The 22,409-nt window shown below is 39.0% G+C and carries 32 protein-coding genes; 4 read left to right on the forward strand and 28 right to left on the reverse strand.

All coding sequences use genetic code 11. The annotated features are described in order from the left end of the window. Positions 1-20: 20 nt before the first annotated feature. From WKH56_RS22655 to WKH56_RS22670, 4 genes are all read right to left on the reverse strand, one after another. Positions 21-1,157, reverse strand: coding sequence for a sensor histidine kinase (locus WKH56_RS22655; RefSeq protein ID WP_063247385.1), 1,137 nt, complete (start codon positions 1,155-1,157; stop codon positions 21-23). A gap of 88 nt (positions 1,158-1,245) precedes the next feature. After that, the gene (locus WKH56_RS22660) at positions 1,246-1,809 is read right to left on the reverse strand and encodes a GNAT family N-acetyltransferase (RefSeq protein ID WP_048019594.1); all 564 of its coding nucleotides are present in this window, start codon (positions 1,807-1,809) and stop codon (positions 1,246-1,248) included. An 81-nt stretch (positions 1,810-1,890) separates the two neighbouring features. Continuing rightward, the gene (locus WKH56_RS22665) at positions 1,891-3,099 is read right to left on the reverse strand and encodes an NAD(P)/FAD-dependent oxidoreductase (protein WP_048019593.1); all 1,209 of its coding nucleotides are present in this window, start codon (positions 3,097-3,099) and stop codon (positions 1,891-1,893) included. A gap of 326 nt (positions 3,100-3,425) precedes the next feature. Further along, positions 3,426-3,734 (reverse strand): hypothetical protein, encoded by a 309-nt coding sequence (locus WKH56_RS22670; RefSeq protein WP_080968612.1) that lies wholly within the window; start codon positions 3,732-3,734, stop codon positions 3,426-3,428. Between the two features lie 520 nt (positions 3,735-4,254). On the opposite strand from WKH56_RS22670, the gene yjcZ reads away from it, so the two are divergent. Continuing rightward, entirely contained in the window at positions 4,255-4,404 is a 150-nt protein-coding gene (yjcZ, locus tag WKH56_RS22675; RefSeq protein ID WP_014459214.1) for a sporulation protein YjcZ, read from the forward strand. Positions 4,405-4,701: 297 nt separating this feature from the next. Here yjcZ and WKH56_RS22680 read toward each other — a convergent pair whose 3' ends face one another. From WKH56_RS22680 to WKH56_RS22690, 3 genes are all read right to left on the reverse strand, one after another. After that, positions 4,702-5,148, reverse strand: a complete 447-nt coding sequence (locus tag WKH56_RS22680) for a GNAT family N-acetyltransferase (RefSeq protein WP_310883957.1) — start codon at positions 5,146-5,148, stop codon at positions 4,702-4,704. A 20-nt stretch (positions 5,149-5,168) separates the two neighbouring features. Then, positions 5,169-5,552: a MerR family transcriptional regulator gene (locus WKH56_RS22685; protein ID WP_014459212.1), complete on the reverse strand. Its 384-nt coding sequence runs from the start codon at positions 5,550-5,552 to the stop codon at positions 5,169-5,171. 366 nt (positions 5,553-5,918) lie between these two features. Further along, positions 5,919-6,854, reverse strand: a complete 936-nt coding sequence (locus WKH56_RS22690) for an aldo/keto reductase (RefSeq protein WP_063247389.1) — start codon at positions 6,852-6,854, stop codon at positions 5,919-5,921. A gap of 273 nt (positions 6,855-7,127) precedes the next feature. On the opposite strand from WKH56_RS22690, the gene WKH56_RS22695 reads away from it, so the two are divergent. After that, positions 7,128-7,343, forward strand: a complete 216-nt coding sequence (locus WKH56_RS22695) for a hypothetical protein (RefSeq protein ID WP_013057984.1) — start codon at positions 7,128-7,130, stop codon at positions 7,341-7,343. A 34-nt stretch (positions 7,344-7,377) separates the two neighbouring features. Here WKH56_RS22695 and WKH56_RS22700 read toward each other — a convergent pair whose 3' ends face one another. Further along, positions 7,378-8,298 carry a DMT family transporter gene (locus WKH56_RS22700; protein WP_310883958.1) on the reverse strand — a complete coding sequence of 307 codons (921 nt, stop codon included), beginning with the start codon at positions 8,296-8,298 and terminating at the stop codon, positions 7,378-7,380. A gap of 108 nt (positions 8,299-8,406) precedes the next feature. Between WKH56_RS22700 and WKH56_RS22705 the strand changes: the two genes are divergently transcribed. Further along, positions 8,407-9,306 carry an AraC family transcriptional regulator gene (locus WKH56_RS22705; protein WP_310883959.1) on the forward strand — a complete coding sequence of 300 codons (900 nt, stop codon included), beginning with the start codon at positions 8,407-8,409 and terminating at the stop codon, positions 9,304-9,306. 30 nt (positions 9,307-9,336) lie between these two features. Here the strand turns inward: WKH56_RS22705 and gvpU are convergent, their stop codons facing one another. The 16 genes from gvpU to WKH56_RS22785 form a co-directional block, all read right to left on the reverse strand. After that, complete coding sequence (gvpU, locus tag WKH56_RS22710; protein WP_013057987.1) at positions 9,337-9,753, reverse strand: gas vesicle accessory protein GvpU; 417 nt, start codon at positions 9,751-9,753, stop codon at positions 9,337-9,339. A gap of 23 nt (positions 9,754-9,776) precedes the next feature. Continuing rightward, entirely contained in the window at positions 9,777-10,658 is an 882-nt protein-coding gene (gvpT, locus tag WKH56_RS22715; protein WP_310883960.1) for a YtxH domain-containing protein, read from the reverse strand. A gap of 36 nt (positions 10,659-10,694) precedes the next feature. Continuing rightward, positions 10,695-10,997 (reverse strand): gas vesicle protein, encoded by a 303-nt coding sequence (locus WKH56_RS22720; protein WP_028414528.1) that lies wholly within the window; start codon positions 10,995-10,997, stop codon positions 10,695-10,697. A gap of 21 nt (positions 10,998-11,018) precedes the next feature. Beyond that, the gene (locus WKH56_RS22725) at positions 11,019-11,303 is read right to left on the reverse strand and encodes a gas vesicle protein K (RefSeq protein ID WP_028414529.1); all 285 of its coding nucleotides are present in this window, start codon (positions 11,301-11,303) and stop codon (positions 11,019-11,021) included. Then, the gene (locus tag WKH56_RS22730) at positions 11,257-11,544 is read right to left on the reverse strand and encodes a gas vesicle protein (RefSeq protein ID WP_310883961.1); all 288 of its coding nucleotides are present in this window, start codon (positions 11,542-11,544) and stop codon (positions 11,257-11,259) included. Before WKH56_RS22730 ends, WKH56_RS22725 begins: the two co-directional genes overlap by 47 nt. Positions 11,545-11,561: 17 nt before the next feature. Further along, positions 11,562-12,371, reverse strand: a complete 810-nt coding sequence (locus tag WKH56_RS22735; RefSeq protein ID WP_063247392.1) for a GvpL/GvpF family gas vesicle protein — start codon at positions 12,369-12,371, stop codon at positions 11,562-11,564. Next, the gene (locus WKH56_RS22740) at positions 12,372-12,638 is read right to left on the reverse strand and encodes a gas vesicle protein GvpG (RefSeq protein ID WP_013084016.1); all 267 of its coding nucleotides are present in this window, start codon (positions 12,636-12,638) and stop codon (positions 12,372-12,374) included. A 1-nt stretch (position 12,639) separates the two neighbouring features. Continuing rightward, complete coding sequence (locus WKH56_RS22745; protein ID WP_045294303.1) at positions 12,640-13,407, reverse strand: GvpL/GvpF family gas vesicle protein; 768 nt, start codon at positions 13,405-13,407, stop codon at positions 12,640-12,642. 14 nt (positions 13,408-13,421) lie between these two features. Continuing rightward, the gene (gene gvpN / locus WKH56_RS22750) at positions 13,422-14,348 is read right to left on the reverse strand and encodes a gas vesicle protein GvpN (RefSeq protein ID WP_310883962.1); all 927 of its coding nucleotides are present in this window, start codon (positions 14,346-14,348) and stop codon (positions 13,422-13,424) included. Between the two features lie 28 nt (positions 14,349-14,376). Then, positions 14,377-14,643, reverse strand: coding sequence for a gas vesicle protein GvpO (gene gvpO, locus WKH56_RS22755; protein ID WP_033580317.1), 267 nt, complete (start codon positions 14,641-14,643; stop codon positions 14,377-14,379). Positions 14,644-14,717: 74 nt separating this feature from the next. Beyond that, the gene (gene gvpA / locus WKH56_RS22760) at positions 14,718-14,984 is read right to left on the reverse strand and encodes a gas vesicle structural protein GvpA (protein ID WP_013057997.1); all 267 of its coding nucleotides are present in this window, start codon (positions 14,982-14,984) and stop codon (positions 14,718-14,720) included. Positions 14,985-15,003: 19 nt separating this feature from the next. Further along, positions 15,004-15,477, reverse strand: a complete 474-nt coding sequence (gene gvpQ, locus WKH56_RS22765) for a gas vesicle protein GvpQ (protein WP_048019586.1) — start codon at positions 15,475-15,477, stop codon at positions 15,004-15,006. A 25-nt stretch (positions 15,478-15,502) separates the two neighbouring features. Further along, entirely contained in the window at positions 15,503-15,988 is a 486-nt protein-coding gene (gene gvpT, locus WKH56_RS22770; RefSeq protein ID WP_048019585.1) for a GvpT/GvpP family gas vesicle accessory protein, read from the reverse strand. A gap of 60 nt (positions 15,989-16,048) precedes the next feature. After that, complete coding sequence (gene gvpA / locus WKH56_RS22775) at positions 16,049-16,309, reverse strand: gas vesicle structural protein GvpA (RefSeq protein ID WP_013058000.1); 261 nt, start codon at positions 16,307-16,309, stop codon at positions 16,049-16,051. A gap of 451 nt (positions 16,310-16,760) precedes the next feature. Further along, positions 16,761-17,246, reverse strand: a complete 486-nt coding sequence (locus tag WKH56_RS22780; RefSeq protein WP_048019584.1) for a general stress protein — start codon at positions 17,244-17,246, stop codon at positions 16,761-16,763. A gap of 108 nt (positions 17,247-17,354) precedes the next feature. Then, the gene (locus WKH56_RS22785; protein WP_048019583.1) at positions 17,355-18,575 is read right to left on the reverse strand and encodes an MFS transporter; all 1,221 of its coding nucleotides are present in this window, start codon (positions 18,573-18,575) and stop codon (positions 17,355-17,357) included. A gap of 109 nt (positions 18,576-18,684) precedes the next feature. On the opposite strand from WKH56_RS22785, the gene WKH56_RS22790 reads away from it, so the two are divergent. Next, complete coding sequence (locus tag WKH56_RS22790; RefSeq protein WP_048019582.1) at positions 18,685-19,551, forward strand: LysR family transcriptional regulator; 867 nt, start codon at positions 18,685-18,687, stop codon at positions 19,549-19,551. 27 nt (positions 19,552-19,578) lie between these two features. Here WKH56_RS22790 and WKH56_RS22795 read toward each other — a convergent pair whose 3' ends face one another. From WKH56_RS22795 to WKH56_RS22810, 4 genes are all read right to left on the reverse strand, one after another. Then, positions 19,579-20,058, reverse strand: a complete 480-nt coding sequence (locus tag WKH56_RS22795; RefSeq protein ID WP_063247393.1) for a DUF2798 domain-containing protein — start codon at positions 20,056-20,058, stop codon at positions 19,579-19,581. Positions 20,059-20,322: 264 nt separating this feature from the next. Continuing rightward, positions 20,323-21,567 carry a glutamate-aspartate/proton symporter GltP gene (gltP, locus tag WKH56_RS22800; RefSeq protein ID WP_029715022.1) on the reverse strand — a complete coding sequence of 415 codons (1,245 nt, stop codon included), beginning with the start codon at positions 21,565-21,567 and terminating at the stop codon, positions 20,323-20,325. Between the two features lie 200 nt (positions 21,568-21,767). Next, a complete protein-coding gene (locus tag WKH56_RS22805) occupies positions 21,768-22,106 on the reverse strand; it encodes a zinc ribbon domain-containing protein YjdM (protein ID WP_029715023.1) in 339 nt (112 codons plus the stop codon). Between the two features lie 90 nt (positions 22,107-22,196). Then, positions 22,197-22,397, reverse strand: coding sequence for a hypothetical protein (locus WKH56_RS22810; protein WP_063247395.1), 201 nt, complete (start codon positions 22,395-22,397; stop codon positions 22,197-22,199). Between the last annotated feature and the right edge of the window lie 12 nt (positions 22,398-22,409).

The following is a 22,409-nucleotide window of genomic DNA, read 5'->3' on the forward strand; positions in this document are numbered from 1 at the left end:
CCTTTCTTTTTTGTTTTATCTTAAAGCGTCAAAGGCAGCTTAACCGTCACTACTGTCCCATTCTCATCACTTTCAATTGCAAGCTTACCGTTATGCTCATTGATGATCGTTTTACAAATAGAAAGCCCTAACCCCATGCCTGTTCCATCTTTTGTTGAGAAAAATGGATTTCCTACTTTATTAATAATAGATAGCGGAATCCCAGAGCCGGTATCTTGAATGTCAATAAGAGCCCAACCTTCCCATTCTTTGATAATAAGATTTACTTCCCCGCGTTTCTTTTTCTCCATTGCTTCAATAGCGTTTTTCAAAAGATTCATAAACACTTGTCTCATTTGAGCAGGATCGATTGATACAAGCGGAATGGCTCCTTCTATTCTTACGTTCATTTCGACATTATACAGCGCAGCTTCACTTTTCAAGAAAGCAACGGTATCATGAATAACTTCTACAATCGATACGATTTCTTTTTTAGGCGCTGTTGGCTGCGTGACAAGCAAGAAGTTGTTAATGAGTTCATTCATACGATCCAGTTCATCAAGAACAATTTTTTGAAAAGGTTCTGCCTGTTCATTTTCATTAAATAAAAATTGAATAAAGCCGCGCACCGACTGCATCGGGTTTCGAATCTCATGCGCTAACCCTGCTGCTAGCTGTCCTACGAGTGCCAGCTTATCAAGCTGCAGAATTTTCTCTTCAATTTTCGGCAAAACAGCCGCTTGATTTTTATAAATAATATGAGACAAAATACCAGCCAGACGGTTTAACCCTTGAATTTCACTTTCGCTAAACTGATAAGGATCCGGATCGACCGCACATAAGGTACCAAACATTCTCCCGTCTTCTAGCACAATAGGTGTTCCTAAATAAGAACCTACCCGGGCACCATCAATGATGGCTAAATTAGACGTTCTAACATCGCGTTTTGTATTGGGAATAACAAGGGGTTCATCACACGTGACTAAGTTGCATACCGCAAGCTCTAGCGGCAGCATCAGTCCATCCTCTACAAGGCTTCCCCCTTCTTTATTAAAGGCTTTCATAACTGAAAATTGTTCGTCGAAAATCCCTACAAACAGCGTCCTGCTTCCGACTACTTCGCTAGCCATCTGCAATACATCCCAAACGGCTTTTTCATTGATGTTCCTCTCTTCCATTACCTTAGTCACCTACTATTTAAATATAGACTGTTCTATTCTCTTATTCTCATTATAAATTTTAAATGTAAAAACGTATATCAAAATTTTAAGAACTCGTTATTTCTTCTATTTCATCATTAGGGTTAAGGATAGCCAGGACTTGATGGTCTTCCCATATGCCATTAATATTTACATTTTTTCTAGCGATTCCTTCTCTATGAAATCCTGCTTTTTCGAGTACGCGCTGAGAAGGCACATTACGTGGCATGACGCCGGCTTCAATGCGGTGAAGATGCAGCTCTTCAAACGCATAGTCAACAAGTGCTTTTACGGCTTCTGTTGCGTACCCTTTCCCATTATGATGGTGATCTAAAAAATAGCCGATAATTGCGCTTTGTAAAGATCCCCGCATCACTTGAAAAAGACTAATGGTGCCAATTAATTTATTATTCTCTTTTTGAAAAAGACCAAAATAGTATTCTTGATCGTTTTTTCTGTTCTCTTCATGACGCTTAATTTGTTCTACTTGGCTCTCTAACGTATAAAAAGAATCCTCTCGAATCATAGAAAACTGTTCAAAAAAGCCGCGATTGTCATTTTGCAGCCGAAAGCTGTTCTGCGCATCGCTGACAGTTAACGGGCGTAAATAAATAGCGTGACCATCTATCATACTATGTCTCTCCTCTACTTCAAGAAATGTATGTATGTAAAAAAAGAAGGCTTTTTTAAAAACCTTCCATTTTCTCACATATTAAACTTTTCTTGTTTGAATGTAAAGTTCTAAATCACTGCTTTTCTTCGTTGTAATATGTTCTGCTATGATTTTAGCTAGCACCATATTATACACCGTTCCGTTATCCCCATATCCGCTTAGAAAGTAACAGTTAGGCATTTCTTCATATATTCCGATAAGGGGAAGGCCGTCATGAGTGCCTCCGTAATAAGCGCTTATGTAATAATCAGCCTCGACTTGAATATGAGGAAAAAGCTTATTGAACTCTTTTAAAAGTTTGTCTCTTTTATGAATGAGTTTGGCATCACGTTCTTGCGGCACAATCGTGTTTTCATCAAGACCTCCTATAATGACTCGGTTATCGGAAGTGGTTCTCATGTAAATATACGGTCGAGCGGTTTCCCAAATTAAATTTCGGTTTTTCCATCCTGTAAAATCTTTTACAGGATTCGTAACGATAGCATAGGAACTTGTGAGTACAGCTTTTTTCTCTCTCTTAAATTCTTGATTTTCATAGCCTCCTGCCATAATGACATATTTAGCTTTGATTTGTGATTTATTTTTGGTAAAAAACACCGCTTCATCTTTTTCTAACTTTTGACCGACAATTTCCGTTTCTTCAAACACCCGAATCCCATGCTGTTTTCCATACTCCAACAGACCAAGTGTAAAACTGTAAGGGTTCAGCTCTGCATCATTTTTAATAAGCATTGCCATTCGTTTTTTAAATCCATAGTCTTTTTCAATTTGTTCTTCTGATAAGATTTCAGCTTCAAATCCATGCTTTTGCATATAAAAATAGTCTTTATTTATCTTCGGGATATCTTCTTCATAACTTGCGTAATACAAGCTGTCTCTTCTTATAAATTGTGCATTAATCGGAAGCTTTTTAGCTGCTTCCTCAATATCTGTAATGGCCTGTTCGCACAACTTATAATGACGGACTGTTCTTTCTTCTCCAAACGTGTTGACTAATTCGTAAAACAATTTATCTCCTAAATATTGAATAAGAGAGGTATTTACAATTGTACTTCCATGCCCTGCTTTACGTTTATCAACAACCACAACATCAAGCCCCTGCTCACATAAATAGTAAGCACACTGTGCACCTGAACTTCCTCCTCCGATAATGAGAACATCGCACTCAATATCTTCCTCTAGAGACGGGTATACAGGCGGCTTCGCTACTGTTGTCTGCCAATAAGGTTTCCCAGATAATAAATCCATGCAAACGCCTCCTTTCCTCTCTCTATTATGCCCAATATCAGCTAATTTTTGCATGCAGCAGGAAAGGTATTGATAAACATCATGTCGTAATCTTCTGCTTTAGACATAGACCTCCAGTAAGTGCGTAAATATATAACTTCTTTCCTACATAAAAAACTCCACGCAAAAACCACCTGGAAAATCACCAGATGGTTTTTTACATTAAGTGGGATGCACGCTCTGATTAACTGTGGATGGACATAAAGCCTTACGCTCCAAAACAGATTTCTTTATAGAAAAGAATGAGGTGAAAAATACTTCTTTTAGGATTCTTCTTTTATTTACGTTTAACAGCAGCCGCCGAAGCCATAACCGTAACCGCCATAGCCACCGTAAGGATAACCACCGTAGCCGTAACCGCCATAGCCATATGGTGATAACAGTGAACCTGCTACTAGCCCTCCTGCTAATCCTCCTAAAAATGGACCTCCAAAACCATAGCCAAATGGTCTGCCAAAACCATAGCCAAACGGGCGTCCGAAACCAAACGGTCTGCCAAAGCCAAACGGTCTGCCAATAAACCTTTCATCTGCGTGTTGAAGTTGATGATGATCTTGAGAATACATAGTAGGTAAAAAATGCATTTCTGAATTCATGAGAGAAACCTCCGTTTTTTTGTTTTTTGCTTTCATCCAAGAATATGCATTTACCTATTCGCTGTCTTGGGCAAATATCTCGGTTATGCTGAAAATAAGGGAAAAGAATTACGAAAAAAAGCAAATGACTAGGTTTATATGAAAATGAGCTTGATTTCTCTTTAGTACCTAATACATACAAAAAGAAGCGGACCCTGACTTAGAATGGTATAAGGAACGTACTAACGTGTTTATTTCATCGTAAAAAACAAAAAGCCGAAGAAAAAATTCTTCGGCTTCTCCTTCATTATTATGTACGCAGGCTAAGGAGGAAGTGGTATTAGCCTGCTTCGTTATAACATGGGGGCTCATATATGAGATCTTGGGATGATTCATCCTATGCAGAAAGTGAAAAAAAGTACCGTGTCCATCTTATTTTCTTATCTTTTTTTATTTTCATTGAAATCGTTGGATATTTTTGGAGCACTTTTGCATTTCAGGCATATGTTAAAAATGTACTCAGAACTTGGAGGTGAACTATATGGGCTTCTATGGTGGCTGTGGTTATGGCGGTTACGGTTACGGCGGTGGCGGCTGCGGATTTGGCAGTGGCTTTGCTTTGATCATCGTATTATTCATTTTATTAATCATCATCGGCTGTGCTTGCTGGGGAGGATTTGGCGGTTGCTAATCATTAGAAATAATGATGAACAGCTTCATTTTCACTAATTTTTTACCAAAAGCTAGCTTTCCACTTTATTATGAAAAAGCAGTGTCCACATAATGGGCACTGTTTTTAAGTGTGCTCATAATGAGACTCACCACTGAGAAAAAACAACATGCTTTTTAATTTACCGTTCCTTGTTTACGCCTTTTCATTACCTTATTTTCCTTGTTCATACTTCCCTTTCTTCTACATATTAATAGATAAAAAGATTAATTAAAAAGAGAGCCACTCTGCAGCTCTCTTCCCGCTTTATGTACAAAATTATACAAACGATTTTTTCAAGACGACCCGCTGATTATTTACAGTATAGCCGTTTCTTTCATAAAAAGCCTGTGCAGCTCCTCCAGTCGCCGTCAAGAGATACAAGCTGTCGATATCGTGTCTTTGAAGTTCGTTCTCAAACCGGCTTAAGATAGCTGAACCGTATCCTTTTCCCTGCACGCTTGCGCTGACGCAAAGCTCGGCCACGTAAAAGGTCATACCGCTGTATGATTTTTTCGCGTGACCTGCAATCATGCCAATTAAATTTCCTTTGTCATAAAATAAATAGCCGATAAATTTAGGCGTGTTCAGTAAATCAGTCAGCCTTTCTTCAGCTGATTTTTCCGTCCATGGTTCACCCCAAGGCTTTTTTGTAAATACATCTAGATACAAGTCAATGCACTGCTGCATATTCTCTGCAGTGAAAGGTACTACTTTTTCGATCATTTTTACGCTTCCTTTTTTGTTTAGTTTGAAGGCTTATTAACAATTCGCTCGTACATTTCCGGCAGGTGCTTGATTTTATAATCAATCGTCTCAAGCTTGTGATGAATTTCTTCAATTTCTTTTAGCACTGCTTTTTTATGATCCATCAGCATTTGAAGACTTTTATCAAGCACGGCATTCTCAAGCGTACAGTTTTCAATAAGCGTCCGAATGTCCTTGATTTGCATACCCGTGCTTTTTAAACAGCAAATTAAATCAATCCATTCAATATCTTGTTCTTTAAAAATACGATTCCCTGACGCTGTACGATCTAAAAATGGAAAAAGCCCTTCTTTATCATAATAGCGAATGGTATAAATTGTCACGTTCAATTTTTTTGCCACTTGTGAAATGGTATACGTCATACTGCTTCCTCCTATACCTTAAACTTCTCAGAAAAACATGATGAGTTTGTCTTGACCTCTAGTTATCTCGAGGATTTATTCTTTTATAGTCTTCTTCATTGCGCACTTTATGCTGCAGACTTTTTGTACAAGCAGCAACATACATTCAAATCAGAAAGGATGAATACGATGAATACTGCTCACATGATGCTTACCATTGTAATTGGTGGTTTTATTGCCTTTTTGTTAGGTCTTGGCGTCACAAAAATAATTGAGCTTCTGCTAAATCTTTTTCTAGCTTAACCAGTAGTTACTTATCGTAAAACGCAGGTAACTCCGTTCCATATCCGAACGGAGTTACCTGCTTTATTTTAAGAACTGCAGCGCTTAAGGTACCATGTTGCCAGCGGCTTTATAAATATCGTACCACTCTTGGCGCGTTAACTTGATTTCTGAACCTTTACTTGCATCTTTCATACGTTGAATATTTGTCGTACCAAGCACTACTTGGATGTTTGCAGGATGCGTTGTAATCCACGCAACGGCAATCGCTGTGTTTGTCACGCTATATTTATTTGCGATGCGATCAATCACTTCGTTTAGCTTTCCAAATTTCTCTTTATCACCTAAGAAAGGTCCTTCAAAAAATCCGTTTTGGAATGGTGACCATGCTTGAAGCGTGATATCATTTAAACGGCAATATTCAAGCACGCTGCTGTCACGGTTCACAGCTTGGTCGATACCCATATTTAACGAAATACCAGAGTCTATGATTGGCGTATGTGCGATGCTGAACTGCACTTGGTTTACGACAAGTTTTTGGTTGATGTATTTTTCAAGCAGCTGAATTTGCGCTGGGTTGTGGTTCGACACACCAAAGTGACGTACCTTTCCGCTGCTTTGAAGTTCATTAAATGCTTCTGCTACTTCTTCAGGGTCCATTAGTGGATCTGGACGATGCAGTAATAAAAGATCTAAGTAATCTGTTTTTAAACGCTCTAAGCTGCCGTTAACAGAGTCTATGATATGCTTCTTTGAAAAGTCATAGTAATTTTCCGCTGCGTTAATGCCGCATTTGCTTTGAATCACCATTTTTTCACGAAGACTTGGGTTCATTTGTATAGCGTTTGCAAAATATTCTTCGCATTGTCCTACATAATCAGGACCGTAAATATCAGCATGATCAAAAAAGTTAATTTCTTCTTCCATCGCTGTGCGGATTAGCTTCTCTGCTTCCGGTAAAGAAAGCTCTGTTAAACGCATATTTCCCATAATTAAATTTGATACGTGTAAGTCAGTATTAGCAATTGTATGATACTTCATATAAAGCCCCTCCTTGAAATGATACTACTACAAGATAAACCATAGAGTTAACTCTAGGTCAAGCAGAAAGAATAAAAGATTTTATAAGCAGCGACGATAAAACACCCTATCTTTTTTGGTAAAAAGATGAAATACTAGGTTGTGGTGTGATAAAAATCACTGCCGCTTTGCATTTCATTTAGTAGTATATGTTACGTTCTTTTCTTCCTTTTTATCGAAGCTTATTTCATACCAACACATTAATCTATCAGGCAAAGGAGCTTATCAATCACTATGCAGAAAACGAAAGCAAAACGATTTGAAATACAGTATTCCGTTCTAAAAGATGAAGCCAAAATCAAAGGAACTTTTGTGATAGAATCTGCTAAAAACCGAGATGACGCATCAAGACTTGCTAAATTAAATGTCTCTACAAAAGAAAGAGTGTTTATTCAATATGTAAAGATTTTAAAAGTTAAACGAGTTTCTACAGATTCGGCGGCAAAGTGACATTGGTTTGCTTCTTCTTTTAGCAAGCCCCCATTTATGCTGAAAGTGTCGTCTCAGAAGATACTTGTTTCGTTCGTGTGAGTAATAGAACTAATCCAATAATACAAGCTGTGCCCATCCATTGATAAAAACCAAAAGGCTCTTTCAGCCAAACAACGGTTGTGATAACAGCGGCTAAAGGTTCTAAACTTCCAAGCAAACTCGTTTCTTTAGGTGAAAGACTTTGCAGACTTTCTACATAAAACCAAAAAGCAAGCATCGTGCCAAAAATAATGACAAATAAAATATATCCCCAGGTTATTGGTGATAAGCTTGACGCTTCCCAAGGAGGATGAATAAAGCTCATTACGCTTCCCCCAATTACCATTGACCAGCCAACGATGACAAGCGAACTGTACTTTTTGATCAGCGGAACTGCATACAGCGTATAAAAAGCAGCTGCTACGCCTGACAGCACTCCCCAAACAACGGCAGATACAGGAACAGACAGCTGAGAAATAGAGCCGTTTGTTAATAAAAAAAAGCAGCCCCCCAGTGCCAGCAGAACAGTGATGACGTCTTGTCGCGTAAATATAGACTGCTTGCGCAAAAGCAAATAAATGATAATCATCACCGGTGATAAATACTGTAGCAGCGTAGCTACTGCTGCATTTCCATGCTTAATAGAAGCCATATACGTATACTGAACGGCGAGCATACCAGCTATGGCAAAAACGACGAGCTGAAAAGCTGACTTTCGGTTCTTCCATACTCCAAGTACGTGAGAATGATTCCTTTTTATACATGAAATCATTAGCAGCAAAAAACCCGCAGTGAGCAGCCGTACTGAAACAAGCCAGTCTACATTGATTTCAAATTCTTGAAAAAGCTTTTGAGCAACCGTTCCTCCCATCCCCCAACATATAGCTCCCGTTGTTACAAAAAAGAACCCTTTTTTTCTGCTGAGATCGTTCATCTTTCATCCCTCACTTTTATTATAAGAATAGTGTTATAATAAATGAAAAACGGGGCAGAAAATACGCATATTGCATTAAAAAATATAAATATATTGAGGTGGCCATGTATGCCAGCAGCGCATTTTAAAATTGATGAAAACTTAAAAGAGCTAACGACCCATCGCACTGTTGAGCTGCCAGTGGCATGTTATCAAATAACAATCAGTGATCACATAAACGGCTACATCCCTCTTCACTGGCATGATGAGCTTCAATTTGTATTGGTTATAAAAGGTAATGCGTCTTTTCAAATAAATGAAAAAACAGTGACTGTAAAACAAGGCTACGGACTGTTTATTAACAGCGAATGTCTTCATATGGCTGAAGACATACACAAATCTGGCTGCGTGTACATTTGCTTAAATGTTTCTCCTCATTTTCTTGTGCCGCAAGAGCTTTTTACAAATTACGTTTATCCCTACATTCATGCAACGAATCTATCACATTTATTCATCAGTCCAAAGCAAGCGTGGGGGAATAACGTGTTAGATTCTATACATAAGATATACACATGGATCCATAAGCAGCCGCTCCACTATGAAATAGAGATTGCCTCTGAACTCAGCATACTTTGGAAAAATGTAATTCTTAACGGGCTGCAGCTAAAATACAACGAAAAAGAAATGATCAAAAATCAGCGGATGAAGCAAATGCTGAATTGGATTCATTTGCACTTTGCTGAAAAGATTACGCTTGATGATATTGCCAAAGCGGGACAATTAAGCCGTTCTGAATGCTGTCGATATTTCAAGAAAATGTTAAAAAGATCGCCTTTGACCTATGTATTAAACTATCGAATTCAGCAAAGCTTAGTTATGCTGCAGCAAGCAGAAGCAAATGTGACGGACGTCGCCTATCAAGTAGGATTTAATAGTACAAGCTATTTTATTAATCAGTTTCGAAAAGAAATGAAGATGACTCCGCTCATGTATCGAAAAAAGAAGCTGCATATCTCATCACATCACTAAAAAACGGCGGGGCACTCACCCCGCCGTTTTTTATGAACTCTTTTTACTCGTTGATTTTGCATCAGAAATCTTCCCTAAGAAGAATCCGTCTACTTCTGCTATTTTTCCTCTCCAAAAGATCTTTCCTTTTGAAGGAGTAGACTTACTGTCTCCACAGTAGATCTTTGTATTTTTCAAATGAATAAAATGGGCTTCTGCTTCTCCGTTTGATTCGCTCGCTTCGCTTGCTAAAGAGAATTGTTCGCTTAGCGCCTGAGCCACTTCACTGCCTTCTTCAAACGTTTCGCTTAAGTAATCAAAGTATTCTTTTGCTGAAATCATGGTACCGGAAATCACAGCGCCGTTTACATTTAATGAAATATCAAGTGAAAAGCCGTGTTTATTAGAAGCTTTCACAAAGTATTCAAGCGTATTGTCTTTAGTTGAAAAAGAAGGGCCTGTACTCATGTATTTCTTTCCTCCTTTACGTCTTAGGCTGTTGTATCGTCTTCACTAGAAAGAGATGTTGCGTCATCATCTTCTTCATCCGTGTTTTTCTTTGCTTTTGTATTTTTTGATTTTTTAGCTGTTGACTTTTTTGGTTTCGCTTCCTTTTTTTCTTCTTCACTTTCCTCTTCTTCGTCTTCTTCTTCTGTTTTTACTTTTTTATTTTTTTTGTTTGAACGAGAATCTTCCTCTTCTTCCTCGCTGTCTTCGTCACTTTCACTTTCTTCTTCCTCTTCTTGCTCCTCTTCTTTTTTGTTCTTTTTACGAGGCTTAGATGTTTCTTCTTCGTTTTCATCGTCCTGCTCGTTTTCCTCGTTCTCATCGTTCTCTTCTTCGTCGGAATCTGTATCTTCCGCTTCTTCGTCTTGATTTTTATTGAGGCTAAGCTCAACAAGCATGTTCATTTTTTCTTCAAGCTGTGATAAACGGTCTTGAAGCGTTTGATTTTCTTCTTTTAACTCATCGTACTCTTGAACGTTATCGTCTTCTGTTTCGCTACTAGAAGAATTTACGTTTTCTTCATCATCTTTTGATTTATCTTTATCTTTTTTAAACAAGCTTCCCGCAGATGTTTTCAGGCTGGCCACGCTGCTTTTTGATTTTTCTTTTACCTTTGTTCCTAAATCAGATGCTTTGCTTTTTAATTCGTCTGTATCAATGCGGTCAAGGAGACTTTTTCGATTTTCAGGAGTCGATACATATCCAATCGTTGCACCGATGATACCTCCTGCTACCGCTCGTTTGATTGGCCCGCTGCTTGTTGTTTTGCTTGCTTTTGAATCGTTCTTTTCTTTTGAACCGTTTTCCGTATTTTTGTTTTCCTTGTTTTCTGCCTGTGTGTTATCTAATTTTGTTTCAGTTGCCATTGTAAATCCCTCCATTTTTTAAGTAGCGTACAGTTTTTAACGTTCTGTTTCTATTTTTTCTTCAAGCGTTTTTAACCGCTCATGCAGCATTTTATTTTCTTCTTCGAGCGCTTTACTATTGGCTCCTTTTGAACTGAGATAGGGATCATTTTCCCACCAGTCCATGCCGATTTCTTTTGCTTTATCAACCGAAGCCACAATCAAGCGGATCTTTATCGTTAATAGCTCGACATCTGCAATTCCTACGGTGATGTCCCCCGCTATGACGACTCCTTTATCCAAAATCTTTTCGAGCACATCTACAATCGTACTTGACTGCATATTATGTTCGACTGCCATACTGTTCCTCCCACTGACCGCTTAAAGCAGGCTGCCTAGCGGTCCAAGATCAATATTTAAATCTTCTGCGTCCAGACCGAACACCTCTTTCAACTCGTCCATTTTTTCTTCTAAGTTCATTAGTGCAATTCCTAAGTTTTCAATTTGTTCGTCCGTCAACGTTCCACCCTCCACCCGCCTCATGGCATGACGTTCAACGATTTGCCTCAATAGTTCAATAACTGTCATCACAAGCTGCGCTAAGCCTTGTTCAGCTTTATCAGGATCCAAGTGGATTCGTCCATTTGCTTGGCTGACCGGTTGCATCCAGTAAATCCTCCTTTTGTTTATCAAATTGTTCAGAAGTGATGGGTTTGCGATTTCCTTCTTTTGCTTGCACCAACGTTTCAACCGAAGAAATTAGTACCCGCAAATCCAAATACACTAAATCGACGCCGGCTATGGAAATGATTAAGTCTCCTTTAATGGCGACTCCTTTATCTAAAATGACATCTAAAATATCAATAAGAGCAATATCTTTATTCTCCATGGATTGTTTAAGAGACATAATGTTAATTCCTCACTTTACGCAAAGCTCGAGAAATGATAGGGCGGCCATGGTCCCGTCACTTCAAATTTCCAGCCTTTATTTTCAAGCTTTTGCTGAAGCTCTTCTATTTCGTTTACAAACTTAGTGATCTGGAGAGACGGGAGAAGAAACACGCTGTTCCACGCCATTTGTTCAGCCGCGCCCGTTACGTCCTTGCTCCAATTCTTTTTAACAGAGTCATAAAGCGACAGTTCTTTTAGCTTGTCATGTATCTCTTCACACACTTTGTTTTTGTGAAGCTCTAATTCTCTTTCAATCAGCTGATCTATTTTTTTCTTTTCAAAAAACTGTCTTCCTGGTGACAATTCACTAATTTCTTCTTTTTTTGCTTTCACGCTTTCATTCGTCTCGCTGATTCCTTTTTTAAGCTCTGTATCATCACAGTAAATCTTCACGTTCCACTCTTCATTTCCTTGAAGCAGCGTCAGTGAATTCTCTAGCTTTTCTTTGTTAAGCTCAATAGCTGCCTGCAGACTTTCTTTACTTTTATAAATGGTGCAAAATTTTAATGGAATGATCGTAAATTCTTCGTACAAAGCGGCTACCGTTTCGTGATGATGAAATGCTTTTTCCTGCAGCCAGCTCATATCCTGCTCCATTTTTTCTTTAATCACTTCTTCTGAATAGGCGTCAGCATCCAGCTTAGAAACGACAGCCGTCACCTGATCAATCGTTATTAGGTACAGTGAATGTTCTCCGTCAAACCCTTTATAAGATGGAAACGGCTCTCTGGCTGCTGCTTCTTTTGTTGGAATTAAACCGTATAAATACAGTAATTCTCCCATCTAGGATTCCTCATTTCTTTTTTTTGTAAGTTCTTCCCATTGTTCAATTTCTCTGCGTTTCGCGATTTCGTACCTCATTAACAATTCATCTTCTTTTTCTTGAAACGCTTCTTCCGGAATTTCACCAAGCTCAAACATCATTTGAAGCTGAATGAGTTTTTGCTGAATCGTCGGAAGGTCATATAGCTGTTTATCAGCTTCTTCCTGTACTTTTTCGCCGATTTTCACTACAAGGTTAATAGGTGCGGTTACTAATTTGTGAAGCACGTTATTTCTCTTCTACTTTTAGGCGAATGTTCACAAAATTATAAGCAGGCCAAGGACCGCTGTAATGAAAATCGGCTTTGTCTTTCCAGTTTTCATGCGCTTCATTCACTTTTTCATCAAACGTCGCTTCATCTTCTCGGTTAATTAAGAAAGAAGCGTTTAAAAGCATTGTTTCGCCCGTTGGCTCATTTGCTTTTGCTGCTTCCGCTGCTTCTTCAAGCGGAGAGAACACATCTGTCTTGACTTCTTTTTGCAGGGAAGTAAACATCTTTTGAGCCATTCCTCCAAGCTGAATACGCTCATAATAACCGGCTGCTTCTGATTTTCCTTTTACGGATGCTGATACTTTTTCAAGTTCAGGATTTTCGTTTACTTTTTTCTCGAGCCATTCTTTTTTTCCAATTACTTTTAAACCAACTTCAATTTTTCCTTTGATCGCTGGAAACAGCTTTTCAAACTGCGGATAAAGGTTTTCTAAAAGAACTTTTACGTCTTCTTTTGATTTGAATACATTCCCAAAGCTGATTGGAATAACCGTATCATTTTTGTCCATAATCGCTGCTACTGCGTGTTGATGCATTAATAGATTTTGGCGATTAGGATGATAAATTTTCATCGGCACTTCAGCTGCTACCATCGCCGCGTCTTTGTAGCGAATCAAAAACGTTTCAGCTTTTGTTCCTTCTACTTCTACCGATCCAAAATCTTCGTCTTTATCCGTTTGAATGGCGCTAAAAATATAAATGCCCGTTTCGTTTGTTTCACTCATGTTTTCAAGCTCCTTTACTTTTCTTCAGTGTCTATATTCTTACACTCTTCTAAAATGATTTTTTCGGCTTTGCTTTTTGCATTTTTCTCATCTAAACATTTGGTAAGCGGATGATGCAGAATATCCATACATAACGTTTGAAAATCTTCATCATCTCCATCGATAGCAATGTCTTGCTGCGTAGCAAGGGTAGCGATCATAAGCGAAGCCCGCAGGCTAAGCCCGCTGCTGTTTTCGTCTCCAGAGCGGTTTCTCACATTTGCTACGAGCGTTACAATTGTGCGCGCTTCGTCTTCTTCTACATCCGTTTTCTCCGTTAAAATCGCTGTCTCTCTGTCGATGTCTTTATAATCAATAAACATAGTAATTAACCTGTCAAGAAGCGCATCTTGCGTATCATATACGCCAGCATACTCAGCTGGGTTGCTTGTGAAGATGACGCGGAAATCGGGATGCACGCGTACAAAAGGATCGGTCATTTTCACTCCATACAGCGGAAGCACGCCTTCTTCCAATATTGATAGAAAGATATTATTCGTTGCAGGCTTAGACCGAGTAAATTCGTCGTAAATCAGCGTATAGCCATTTTTTACAGCTTCAAGCAATCGGCCATCCTGCCAGTTTTCACTCACTTGTTCATCTTTTTTATAAACAGAACGAACATACTGGTCGATTACTTTTTTGCTCGTGTATCCCGTAAAATCGCCAATTAAATCTTTATTGTTGAGCTCGTGATTCCCGTGCATCAGCATCACAGGACGCTTTCTCTTTTTAGCAAGCGCTCGCGCTAAAGAGGTTTTGCCTCCGCCGGCAGGACCTGTAAAATGAATGGAATAGCCGGATTTCAAATAGCTCAGCGCTCTTGAAAGAATCTCTTTTGTCTCGTCATCTTGTATAAAAGCTCCACTGCCTTTTTTCCTTTTGTCTGTTAAGACGGTCATTTTTACGTTCCTCCTGCCATCTTATCGTTTATGCTTCAATGCCAATGGCGCTTCTATATCTGACGTCGAGTCGTTTGAATGAAATGACTTCTTTTTCTTTATTTAAAAAGCACTCGTATGTTCCAAGCATTTCATCTTTGGCGTACTTTTTCATATATTCTCGTTCTTCAATGACTTCAACAATAACTCTCCAGCCTTCATCTTCAGTAACTTCCACCGAGGTAATTTTATGAGGAGGAGCTACGTTTTCAGCAAAAAAGTCGTTCACGGCTTGCATAATTTTTTTAATTTCCATCTTTAGTAGCCTCCAATAGTTAGATCTAAAAGCTGGAACCACCCTCAAAAAGGAAGGTTCCATACCACTTCATATTAAATACTAAAACGCGGCTGCCCTTCACTTGAATTTGAACGTTCAGGAAGGCCGTTTTCTTCTACGTCGTCACGAAGAAGCCCCACTGCCTCTGCATAGCGTAACCATGTATCAACACTGGCAATAACCACTCGTGCTTCAATTGTTAAAATTTCAATTCCTACAACAGACACTCTTGCAAACGCATCAATAACAATTCCTTTATCTAAAATACGGTCAATTACTTCTGCTAAACTTGAACTATTAGTACTTTTTTGAATAGACATATCCCATTTCTCCTTTCGCTTATGATCCCATTGTTTTTAAATCTGTAGATGATTTAATATCATTGGAACTTTTAATCTTAGTAGAGCTTTTAATATCCGTTGCTTTTTTAATCTGATTTACGCCTTTTATTTTCCGCTTGTTTTTTGACTTATCTTTATCGTCTGAAGAAGAAACTTTTTCTTGAAAGTCTTCTCCAGCTTCTTTCACATCGCTAAGCTTATCTTTTACTGATAATAAGACGTCTTGAAGCTTTTCTTTTGCGTCTTCTCCTTTGCCGTGTACCTTTTGGGCATTTTTTTCTTTCGTTTCCTGCAGTTTTTCTGACGCTTCATCCGCTTTTTCCTGCAGTTTCCCTTCGGTTTTTTCGACAAACTTTTCTTTCACTTTTTCTTTAACCTTTTCTTCTACTTTTTCCTTAACAGGTTCAGGCGTGTGCTCCACTATTTTTTTTCCTGCTTTTAAGGCTGCTTTCTCCACATCTTTTTTATCCATGAAATTCCCCTTCAGGACGGATATCTTACTTCTTCGCGTCCATGAGTTTGTTTAGCATCTCTTCAATGCGCTGCAGCTGATCGTTCATATTTTTATTTTCTTCTTTTAGCTCTTCATACTGAGACGTTTCCATTTCTGCGCTTGCGCTGACTTCTTCCTGCGAATCTCCCTGTTCATTTGATGTTTCTTCTTTTTTCTTTTTAGGTGCCAGCAGCTTGCTTAAATTGTCTTTTTCAAGATAGCCTGTAGCCGTCTGTCTTAACGCTCCCATCGCTTGCTGCGTTAAAATATCCTGTGCGTTTCTTCTTAACTCTTGTCCTGTCGCACGTACAATTTCTGATTGTCCTAAGCGACTGAGTACTTTTTTACTCGTTTGCGGACTTGAAAGAAGTCCAATTCCCGCTCCTACTACGCCTCCTAAAATGGCAAGATTCAAAGAGTTTTGCGTTTTTTCTTCCTGCTGCTGATTTTCTTGTTTTTCACTTTGTACATTCTTATCAGTTGTTGACATGTTTCATCCTCTTTTCTCTTATTATTATTTATTTAATGAATTTTCTTACGATTAAAAGACTTAAAAACTAAGCCCTGCTCCTCGCTCCTCTGTTCGGCCAGGCAGCCCTTCTTCCTCTACTTTGTCGGTTAATAACCCGACCGCTTCTGCGTAGCGAAGCCACGTATCGACACTTGCAATAACGACTCGTGCTTCAATTGTTAAAATTTCAATTCCTACGAGTGATACTCGAGCAAAAGCATCGATGACAATTCCTTTGTCTAGAATTCGATCAATCACTTCTGCTAAACTTGAACTGTCTGTACTTTTTTGAATACTCATTTTTTAGCAGCTCCTTTCGAGATTTAACTAAATGAATGATGCTACTAAACAACCTGCTTAACTTTTTTTAGTAAACATACTTTTGAAATATACTTTTTAGCCCTCTTTCAAACATGAATAATTTGCTAAAAATTAATTCATGAAAAATAATTAGAAAATTATTCTACTTCGTATAATAGTTTACAGTTAATTTATGGATGTATTTTGCGCGTAAATCCCGTTGTTAAAGCTTTTATCGAAACTCAAATTCCAAAATAAAACAATAAATAAATTATTGTTACAATAATATTACATTATAATTTAAGGCATATTATCTTTCAGGTTACCCTCAAATACTTTGATATTTTTAACTATTATGGAATATTATTGTGCATGTAGTTCTTTTAAATAAAACCAGCGCATAAAAAAAAGCTGCCGCACTGCGACAGCTTTCTCCTATACATAATAAGTTCTATAAAACCATTCCGGTTAAAGGCGCTTTCGGGTTTCCATCATGATCTGAGTCTTCTTTGTCTACTAAAACAAGCAGGCTGCCTTCTTTGACTGACTCATTATAGTGCTCGGCCTGCTGTTTTGGAATTCCCATACCGACTAAAATACCAGACAGACCTCCTACACTCGCACCAGCTGCTGCACCTGTTAATGTAGCTACAATCGGACCAGCCGCTACAATTGGGCCTATTCCCGGGATTGCAAGAGCTCCGGCACCTGCTAATATTCCGGTCAAGCTCCCTAACGTACCTCCGGTAAGCGCTCCAGTTGCTGCCCCTTCTGCTTTTGTATTCGTTTCTTTCTGAACTTTTTTGGTCTTTTTATGTTTACCGATGATAGATATTTCTTCTGATGCGTATCCTTCTTTTTTTAAATTCTCTACAGCATGAATTGCTTCTTGTTCCGTTTCATATACCCCCACAACATTCTTTGCTTTTGCTTCCATACTATCTCCTCCTCATTAATGTTGTGTGTACCCGGGAGCATGACTTTGAAACGTTTTAGAGAGTAAGAGGTCTTCTCTATTCTTAAATAAATGGCCCTACATCACTTTTCATTTAGTGACGTTTTTATTTAAAAATGAGTGAACTCGCTCTTTTTTTAACCATATTCCTCCACAAGCAATGATGCATGCAGCCGTACTAAAAGCCAACGCGTAGCTCCGGAGCCAATCCACAAGGAGCCCAAACCAAATCGGTGCAAGCACAATGGCAAATTGATTGAGCGTTAACGCAATGCTTACCGTTAAACCAATAAAACGATCATCGGCTTTTTCTGCTATTAACACGATAAACAAACTAAACCAGCCAATTGCAAAAAAGCCGAGGCTAAAACAAAAAATAGTTAGTAGCCAAAAAGGCAAAGTAAATCCAATATAAGAAATAGCTATGATTAGTCCTACAGTCACCCAAACCGTCGCTTGCAAAGGTGTTCTTCGATTTCCGTTATACACATGATCGCTTAGCCAGGCTAAAGCAATTCTCCCAATCATTCCCCCTAACAGTGTGACGCTCAGCACCATGCCCGCTGAAGCAAAATCCATCTTTATGGCTTTCGTTAAATAGCTTATAAAGTGCGCCACAATGATCATTTGAAGAGAAATCATTGAAACACCTACAAAGAATAAGGGATAGAGCGTTTTATCTTGAGAAATACGCATAATTTTTTGACGAAGCGTAAATGTTTCTTTTTTTTCTGGCGATGATGGGTATTCTCGATAGAATACTAAAAAAAGAAGACCTCCCCCGATAGCTGCCGCAGCCTGTATGAGAACAGCCCCATGCCACCCGTATTGATAAAACACTAGCGGTAATGCCGCGGAAGCAATAGCGCCTCCAATCGGAATTCCCGTTTGCCGAATTCCCATGGCAAGCCCTCTATGACGAGATGGAAACCACTTCACCACGGCTTTGCTTCCTCCTGGCTGTGCTGTTCCATACCACACGCCTGCTGCGAGAAGTACGCCTGTTAGATACAAATAATGATCAACGCTATAGGCAAAAAGCATGCTTATCCCCAGCAAAATAGATCCTCCTCCTACAAGCCACCTTTCTCCATATCGATCCATCCAGTTTCCAAAGAACAGCATGGAAAAAATCGGACCAATTTGAACAGCTGATACGAGCAGTCCTGTTTGAAACTGCGATAAATCATATAGTCTTTGCCAAAGCGCTGCCAATGGTCCCGCGCCGTACGTGACAAACGTTGCACACGTCTGAGAAAGGGTGGCAATAAATAAAATCATCCACTTATAAGAAGCTTTTTGTCTGCTCATTTTCTCTCCTCCACCTTTACTTTCAGTGTAGAGTAGCGGTGATATCATGTAAAATAAGCAATAAAGATAAAAGTCATCAATAAAAATGATAGCTGAAGGAGGAGATTTGATGGATATAAAAGATTTGCTTGTTTTTACAACGGTAGCAGAAGAAAAAAACATTTCAAAAGCTGCCAAAAGTTTAAGCTACGTGCAGTCGAATGTGACGATGCGAATTCAGCAATTAGAAGCGGAGCTGGGTACAAAGCTCTTCCAACGAAGCGGTAAAGGGGTAACGTTAACTTCCAGCGGAGAGCTGTTGCATCGTTATGCTGAACAAATTCTTCGTTTAACCAATGAAGCCACGGCAGCTGTGCAAAGCAGCTCGCAAACGCCGATAGGACCTTTAAAAATAGGTGCAACTGAATCCACCGCGGCTCTTCGGCTGCCGCCTTTGCTTTCTACTTATTGCACTGCCTATCCTAATGTAGACTTCATCTTAGAAACACATACAACCGATGTTCTTATTCAACTGGTTTTAGAACGAAAACTTGAAGGCGCATTTGTTGCAGGCAGCTGTGAACATCCTGATCTAAACTCTTTATTTGTTCAAGATGAAGAGCTTGTACTTGTGAGCCGCCACCCTCTTCCTTCTCTTTACAGCCTAAACGATATGAATTTATTAGCATTCAGCAGCGGATGCGCATATCGACATACGTTAGAAATGCTTATGACAAAAGAAGGCGTGTTTCCAAAACGCATATTAGAATTTGGTACGATTGAAGCCATTATTGGCTGTGTAAAAGCAGGTATGGGCGTAGCTATAATGATGAAATCCATTGTATCTAACTATAATTCATTAACGTTAACTCCGCTGCCGCAGCCATATAGAAAGGTTCCTACTTTTTTTATTACGCGAAAAGATGCCTTTGTATCGGCGGCTTTACGTGAATTTTCTTCTCTTCTGACTGAACAGCTTTGCACAACAAAACCCTAAGAAAATAGGCGTTCTTAGGGTTTTGACTTAAGCCGTTGCCGGATTCTTTTTCACAAATTTCATAAACAATCCGCGAACTAAAGGTCCCATAATGAGAAGCTGAAGCGGATAGGCTACGATAAAGTTTTTCATAACGATAAATGCATAGCTTAAAAGAATCGGCTCTCCGTCTAAACCTTTCGTAAGTGACATCGTAATTAATCCATATACAGACATGGAAAGCACCATTCCAATAACCATGCATGATGATAAAATCAACACGACTTTTAACTGTTTAGACTTATCAAACGGCAGTGAAAATGCTACTTTTTTTGCTACGGGACCTACTAAGAAAGTTTCGACAGCCATGGCAACTACAAATGTGATAACCAAGTTTAAAATACCTTCTGCAAGTGTGATATGCCCGATGACATCATTTATGAACATGTTATACATCGTCATCACAAGCACCATCCCTCCGCACATCATCATTCCAAAATACATACTTTCTTTTTTAGTTGTGGGCATATTCCTCATCCTTTTCATGTTTTTTACTTGGCTTAGTATAGCTTTTTATCTTCCTTCTTCGTAAGTGAACAATTTGTGAACATTCATCTAAAAAAAAGCCCTGTGACCGTAAAACAGTCACAGGGCTTTTTTTTAGACTTAAGCGGCTGGTGCTTTTTTTTAAGGAGGGCTGAGTATGGAAAATTACTCTAGTCTACATCGTTAATAAATGTTTGGAGACTTAACAAAAAACCCCCGCTCTATGAGCTAAAGCGGGGGTTGGTTTTATAGAGATTCCGTGTGGGATGCAGGCGGAATTGGCGTTTGGGTTCGAAATACTTTTTCCCATTTCGAGACGACGATACAGGCAATGGCGTGGCCTGGAACGTTAACTCCTGTTCTGGCCATATCCATGATGCGGTCCACTCCTGCAATGATTGCGACTCCTTCAGCCGGCAGACCTACTGCGTTGGCTGTAGCTAAAAGCACAACAAGTGAACCTGACGGGACAGCCGCAATTCCTTTACTTGTCATTACGAGTATAAGCATCATAAATAATTGCTGAGTTAAGGGCATGTCAATATTAAAAGCCTGTGCTAAAAAGACGCATGAAACGGATAAATACAAAGTAGATCCATCACAGTTTAACGACAGGCCGGACGGAATAACAAACGACACCACTCGTTTAGGACATCCGTACTTTTCCATACGCTCCATCAGCTGTGGCAGCACCGTCTCTGTACTTGTTGTTGAAAACGCAATAAGAAACAAGTCCCAAATCATTTTGAAGACTTCAAAATAGTTGAATTTGAACAAAAACCCAACAAGCGGAAATAAAACAAATAAAATAATAAAAAGGCCTAAAAAGACGGTTCCAATTAGCTTCAGCATCGGAAGCAGAAGGACAATGCCGTATTGCCCCACAGATGCAGCCATTAGCGCTAGTACACCAAGAGGCGCTGTGACCATCACAATTTGCGTTAATTTAAACATAATTTTAGCGGTTGATTCAAAAAATTTCATTGCAGGTTCGGATGCTTTCCCAACTCCTGAAGCGGCAACACCGAATAAAATAGCAAAGAAAATCACGGCCAGCAAATCATTTTTTGCCATCACATCTACGATATTCGTTGGAATGATGTTTAAAATCATTTGTTTAAAGTCCACGACCTTGTCGGTATACTGAGACAATTCACCGATATCTTTTTTAACAAGATGAGAAAGATCGAGGCCTACTCCGGGCTTTAGCAAATTCACTAACAGCAGACCAATCCCTAATACGATGGTAGTAATAATTTCAAACCAAATAATCGTCTTTAACCCTAGACTCCCCATCTGTTTCATACTGCCGCTTCCCGCAGCACCTATGACGATGGTTGAAAAGACAATCGGCACTACAATCATTTTAATGAGCCGGATAAACCCGTCTCCTACCGGTCTTAAAGCCATCCCGAAGTCCGGAAAAAAGTGCCCGATAACAGCTCCAATTACTAATGCAATTAAAATTTGAAACGCTAAAAATTTTTTCACATTTCTCCCTCCCCTTTGTCTTCATGAAACGGACATCAATTCCATTAATATCCAAGTTCTCAGACACTTTAAGTAAATTCGGGACATTTAGCTAAATTCCTTCTAAAATAGACAAAACGGTCTATATATTTCACTTTGTCCGTTAAGATACATAGAAAAAAGTCAGGATGAAAGTCTTCTTCATCCTGACTTTTTTATCGTTATGCTTTTTTCACAAACTGAGATTTTAAGCTCATCGCTCCAAATCCATCAATTTTGCAGTCAATGTTATGATCGCCTTCTACTAAACGAATGCTTTTTACTTTCGTTCCGATTTTTACAACCGATGAGCTTCCTTTTACTTTTAAGTCTTTGATGACAGTAACTGAATCTCCGTCTTTTAAAGCATTACCGTTTGCATCTTTTACAGTAAGCTGTTCTTCCGTGCTTTCTGCTTTTTCATCTTGACCCCATTCATGCGCACACTCCGGGCAGATGAACAGGTTTCCATCTTCATATGTATACTGTGATTGACAGCTTGGGCAATTAGGTACATTCATTTTCTTTTCCTCCAGCAGCAGCCCGTAACCAATGGTACGATCACGAGATTACGTTTTTTATCTGTTTTATACTGTCACATTTTTATACGTTTAACAAGCTTTTCTATTTTCTCTCTGCTGATGTTTTCTTTTCCAAACAAGTGAACTGATAAACAGAACAAAACCCGCTCCAAAGACAAGAAGCTGATCTAAATAAAAGTCCCCTGTTTTTACATACCGTATAATAAATAATCCTCCAAACATGAGCATCAGCATACATGAAAACCGAATGAGGTATGAATTGATTTCCATTTTTCATTCCTC

Source organism: Priestia sp. SB1, assembly GCF_038898415.1.

Coding starts and splice junctions, on each gene's coding strand:
- WKH56_RS22810 (WP_063247395.1), bottom strand. CDS start 22,397: ATGGAAATCAATTCATACCTCATTCGGTTTTCATGTATGCTGATGCTC.
- gvpU (WP_013057987.1), bottom strand. CDS start 9,753: ATGAGTACAGGCCCTTCTTTTTCAACTAAAGACAATACGCTTGAATAC.
- WKH56_RS22705 (WP_310883959.1), top strand. CDS start 8,407: ATGCCAGCAGCGCATTTTAAAATTGATGAAAACTTAAAAGAGCTAACG.
- gvpN (WP_310883962.1), bottom strand. CDS start 14,348: ATGACCGTCTTAACAGACAAAAGGAAAAAAGGCAGTGGAGCTTTTATA.
- WKH56_RS22795 (WP_063247393.1), bottom strand. CDS start 20,058: ATGCCCACAACTAAAAAAGAAAGTATGTATTTTGGAATGATGATGTGC.
- yjcZ (WP_014459214.1), top strand. CDS start 4,255: ATGGGCTTCTATGGTGGCTGTGGTTATGGCGGTTACGGTTACGGCGGT.
- WKH56_RS22680 (WP_310883957.1), bottom strand. CDS start 5,148: ATGATCGAAAAAGTAGTACCTTTCACTGCAGAGAATATGCAGCAGTGC.
- WKH56_RS22745 (WP_045294303.1), bottom strand. CDS start 13,407: ATGAGTGAAACAAACGAAACGGGCATTTATATTTTTAGCGCCATTCAA.
- WKH56_RS22785 (WP_048019583.1), bottom strand. CDS start 18,575: ATGAGCAGACAAAAAGCTTCTTATAAGTGGATGATTTTATTTATTGCC.
- gvpA (WP_013058000.1), bottom strand. CDS start 16,309: ATGAGTATTCAAAAAAGTACAGACAGTTCAAGTTTAGCAGAAGTGATT.
- WKH56_RS22665 (WP_048019593.1), bottom strand. CDS start 3,099: ATGGATTTATTATCTGGGAAACCTTATTGGCAGACAACAGTAGCGAAG.
- WKH56_RS22690 (WP_063247389.1), bottom strand. CDS start 6,854: ATGAAGTATCATACAATTGCTAATACTGACTTACACGTATCAAATTTA.
- gvpT (WP_048019585.1), bottom strand. CDS start 15,988: ATGTCAACAACTGATAAGAATGTACAAAGTGAAAAACAAGAAAATCAG.
- WKH56_RS22735 (WP_063247392.1), bottom strand. CDS start 12,371: ATGGGAGAATTACTGTATTTATACGGTTTAATTCCAACAAAAGAAGCA.
- gvpT (WP_310883960.1), bottom strand. CDS start 10,658: ATGGCAACTGAAACAAAATTAGATAACACACAGGCAGAAAACAAGGAA.
- WKH56_RS22670 (WP_080968612.1), bottom strand. CDS start 3,734: ATGAATTCAGAAATGCATTTTTTACCTACTATGTATTCTCAAGATCAT.
- WKH56_RS22685 (WP_014459212.1), bottom strand. CDS start 5,552: ATGACGTATACCATTTCACAAGTGGCAAAAAAATTGAACGTGACAATT.
- WKH56_RS22700 (WP_310883958.1), bottom strand. CDS start 8,298: ATGAACGATCTCAGCAGAAAAAAAGGGTTCTTTTTTGTAACAACGGGA.
- WKH56_RS22660 (WP_048019594.1), bottom strand. CDS start 1,809: ATGATAGATGGTCACGCTATTTATTTACGCCCGTTAACTGTCAGCGAT.
- WKH56_RS22780 (WP_048019584.1), bottom strand. CDS start 17,246: ATGGAAGCAAAAGCAAAGAATGTTGTGGGGGTATATGAAACGGAACAA.
- WKH56_RS22720 (WP_028414528.1), bottom strand. CDS start 10,997: ATGGCAGTCGAACATAATATGCAGTCAAGTACGATTGTAGATGTGCTC.
- gvpA (WP_013057997.1), bottom strand. CDS start 14,984: ATGTCTATTCAAAAAAGTACTAATAGTTCAAGTTTAGCAGAAGTAATT.
- WKH56_RS22695 (WP_013057984.1), top strand. CDS start 7,128: ATGCAGAAAACGAAAGCAAAACGATTTGAAATACAGTATTCCGTTCTA.
- gvpQ (WP_048019586.1), bottom strand. CDS start 15,477: ATGGATAAAAAAGATGTGGAGAAAGCAGCCTTAAAAGCAGGAAAAAAA.
- gvpO (WP_033580317.1), bottom strand. CDS start 14,643: ATGGAAATTAAAAAAATTATGCAAGCCGTGAACGACTTTTTTGCTGAA.
- WKH56_RS22725 (WP_028414529.1), bottom strand. CDS start 11,303: ATGCAACCGGTCAGCCAAGCAAATGGACGAATCCACTTGGATCCTGAT.
- WKH56_RS22730 (WP_310883961.1), bottom strand. CDS start 11,544: ATGTCTCTTAAACAATCCATGGAGAATAAAGATATTGCTCTTATTGAT.
- WKH56_RS22790 (WP_048019582.1), top strand. CDS start 18,685: ATGGATATAAAAGATTTGCTTGTTTTTACAACGGTAGCAGAAGAAAAA.
- WKH56_RS22805 (WP_029715023.1), bottom strand. CDS start 22,106: ATGAATGTACCTAATTGCCCAAGCTGTCAATCACAGTATACATATGAA.
- WKH56_RS22655 (WP_063247385.1), bottom strand. CDS start 1,157: ATGGAAGAGAGGAACATCAATGAAAAAGCCGTTTGGGATGTATTGCAG.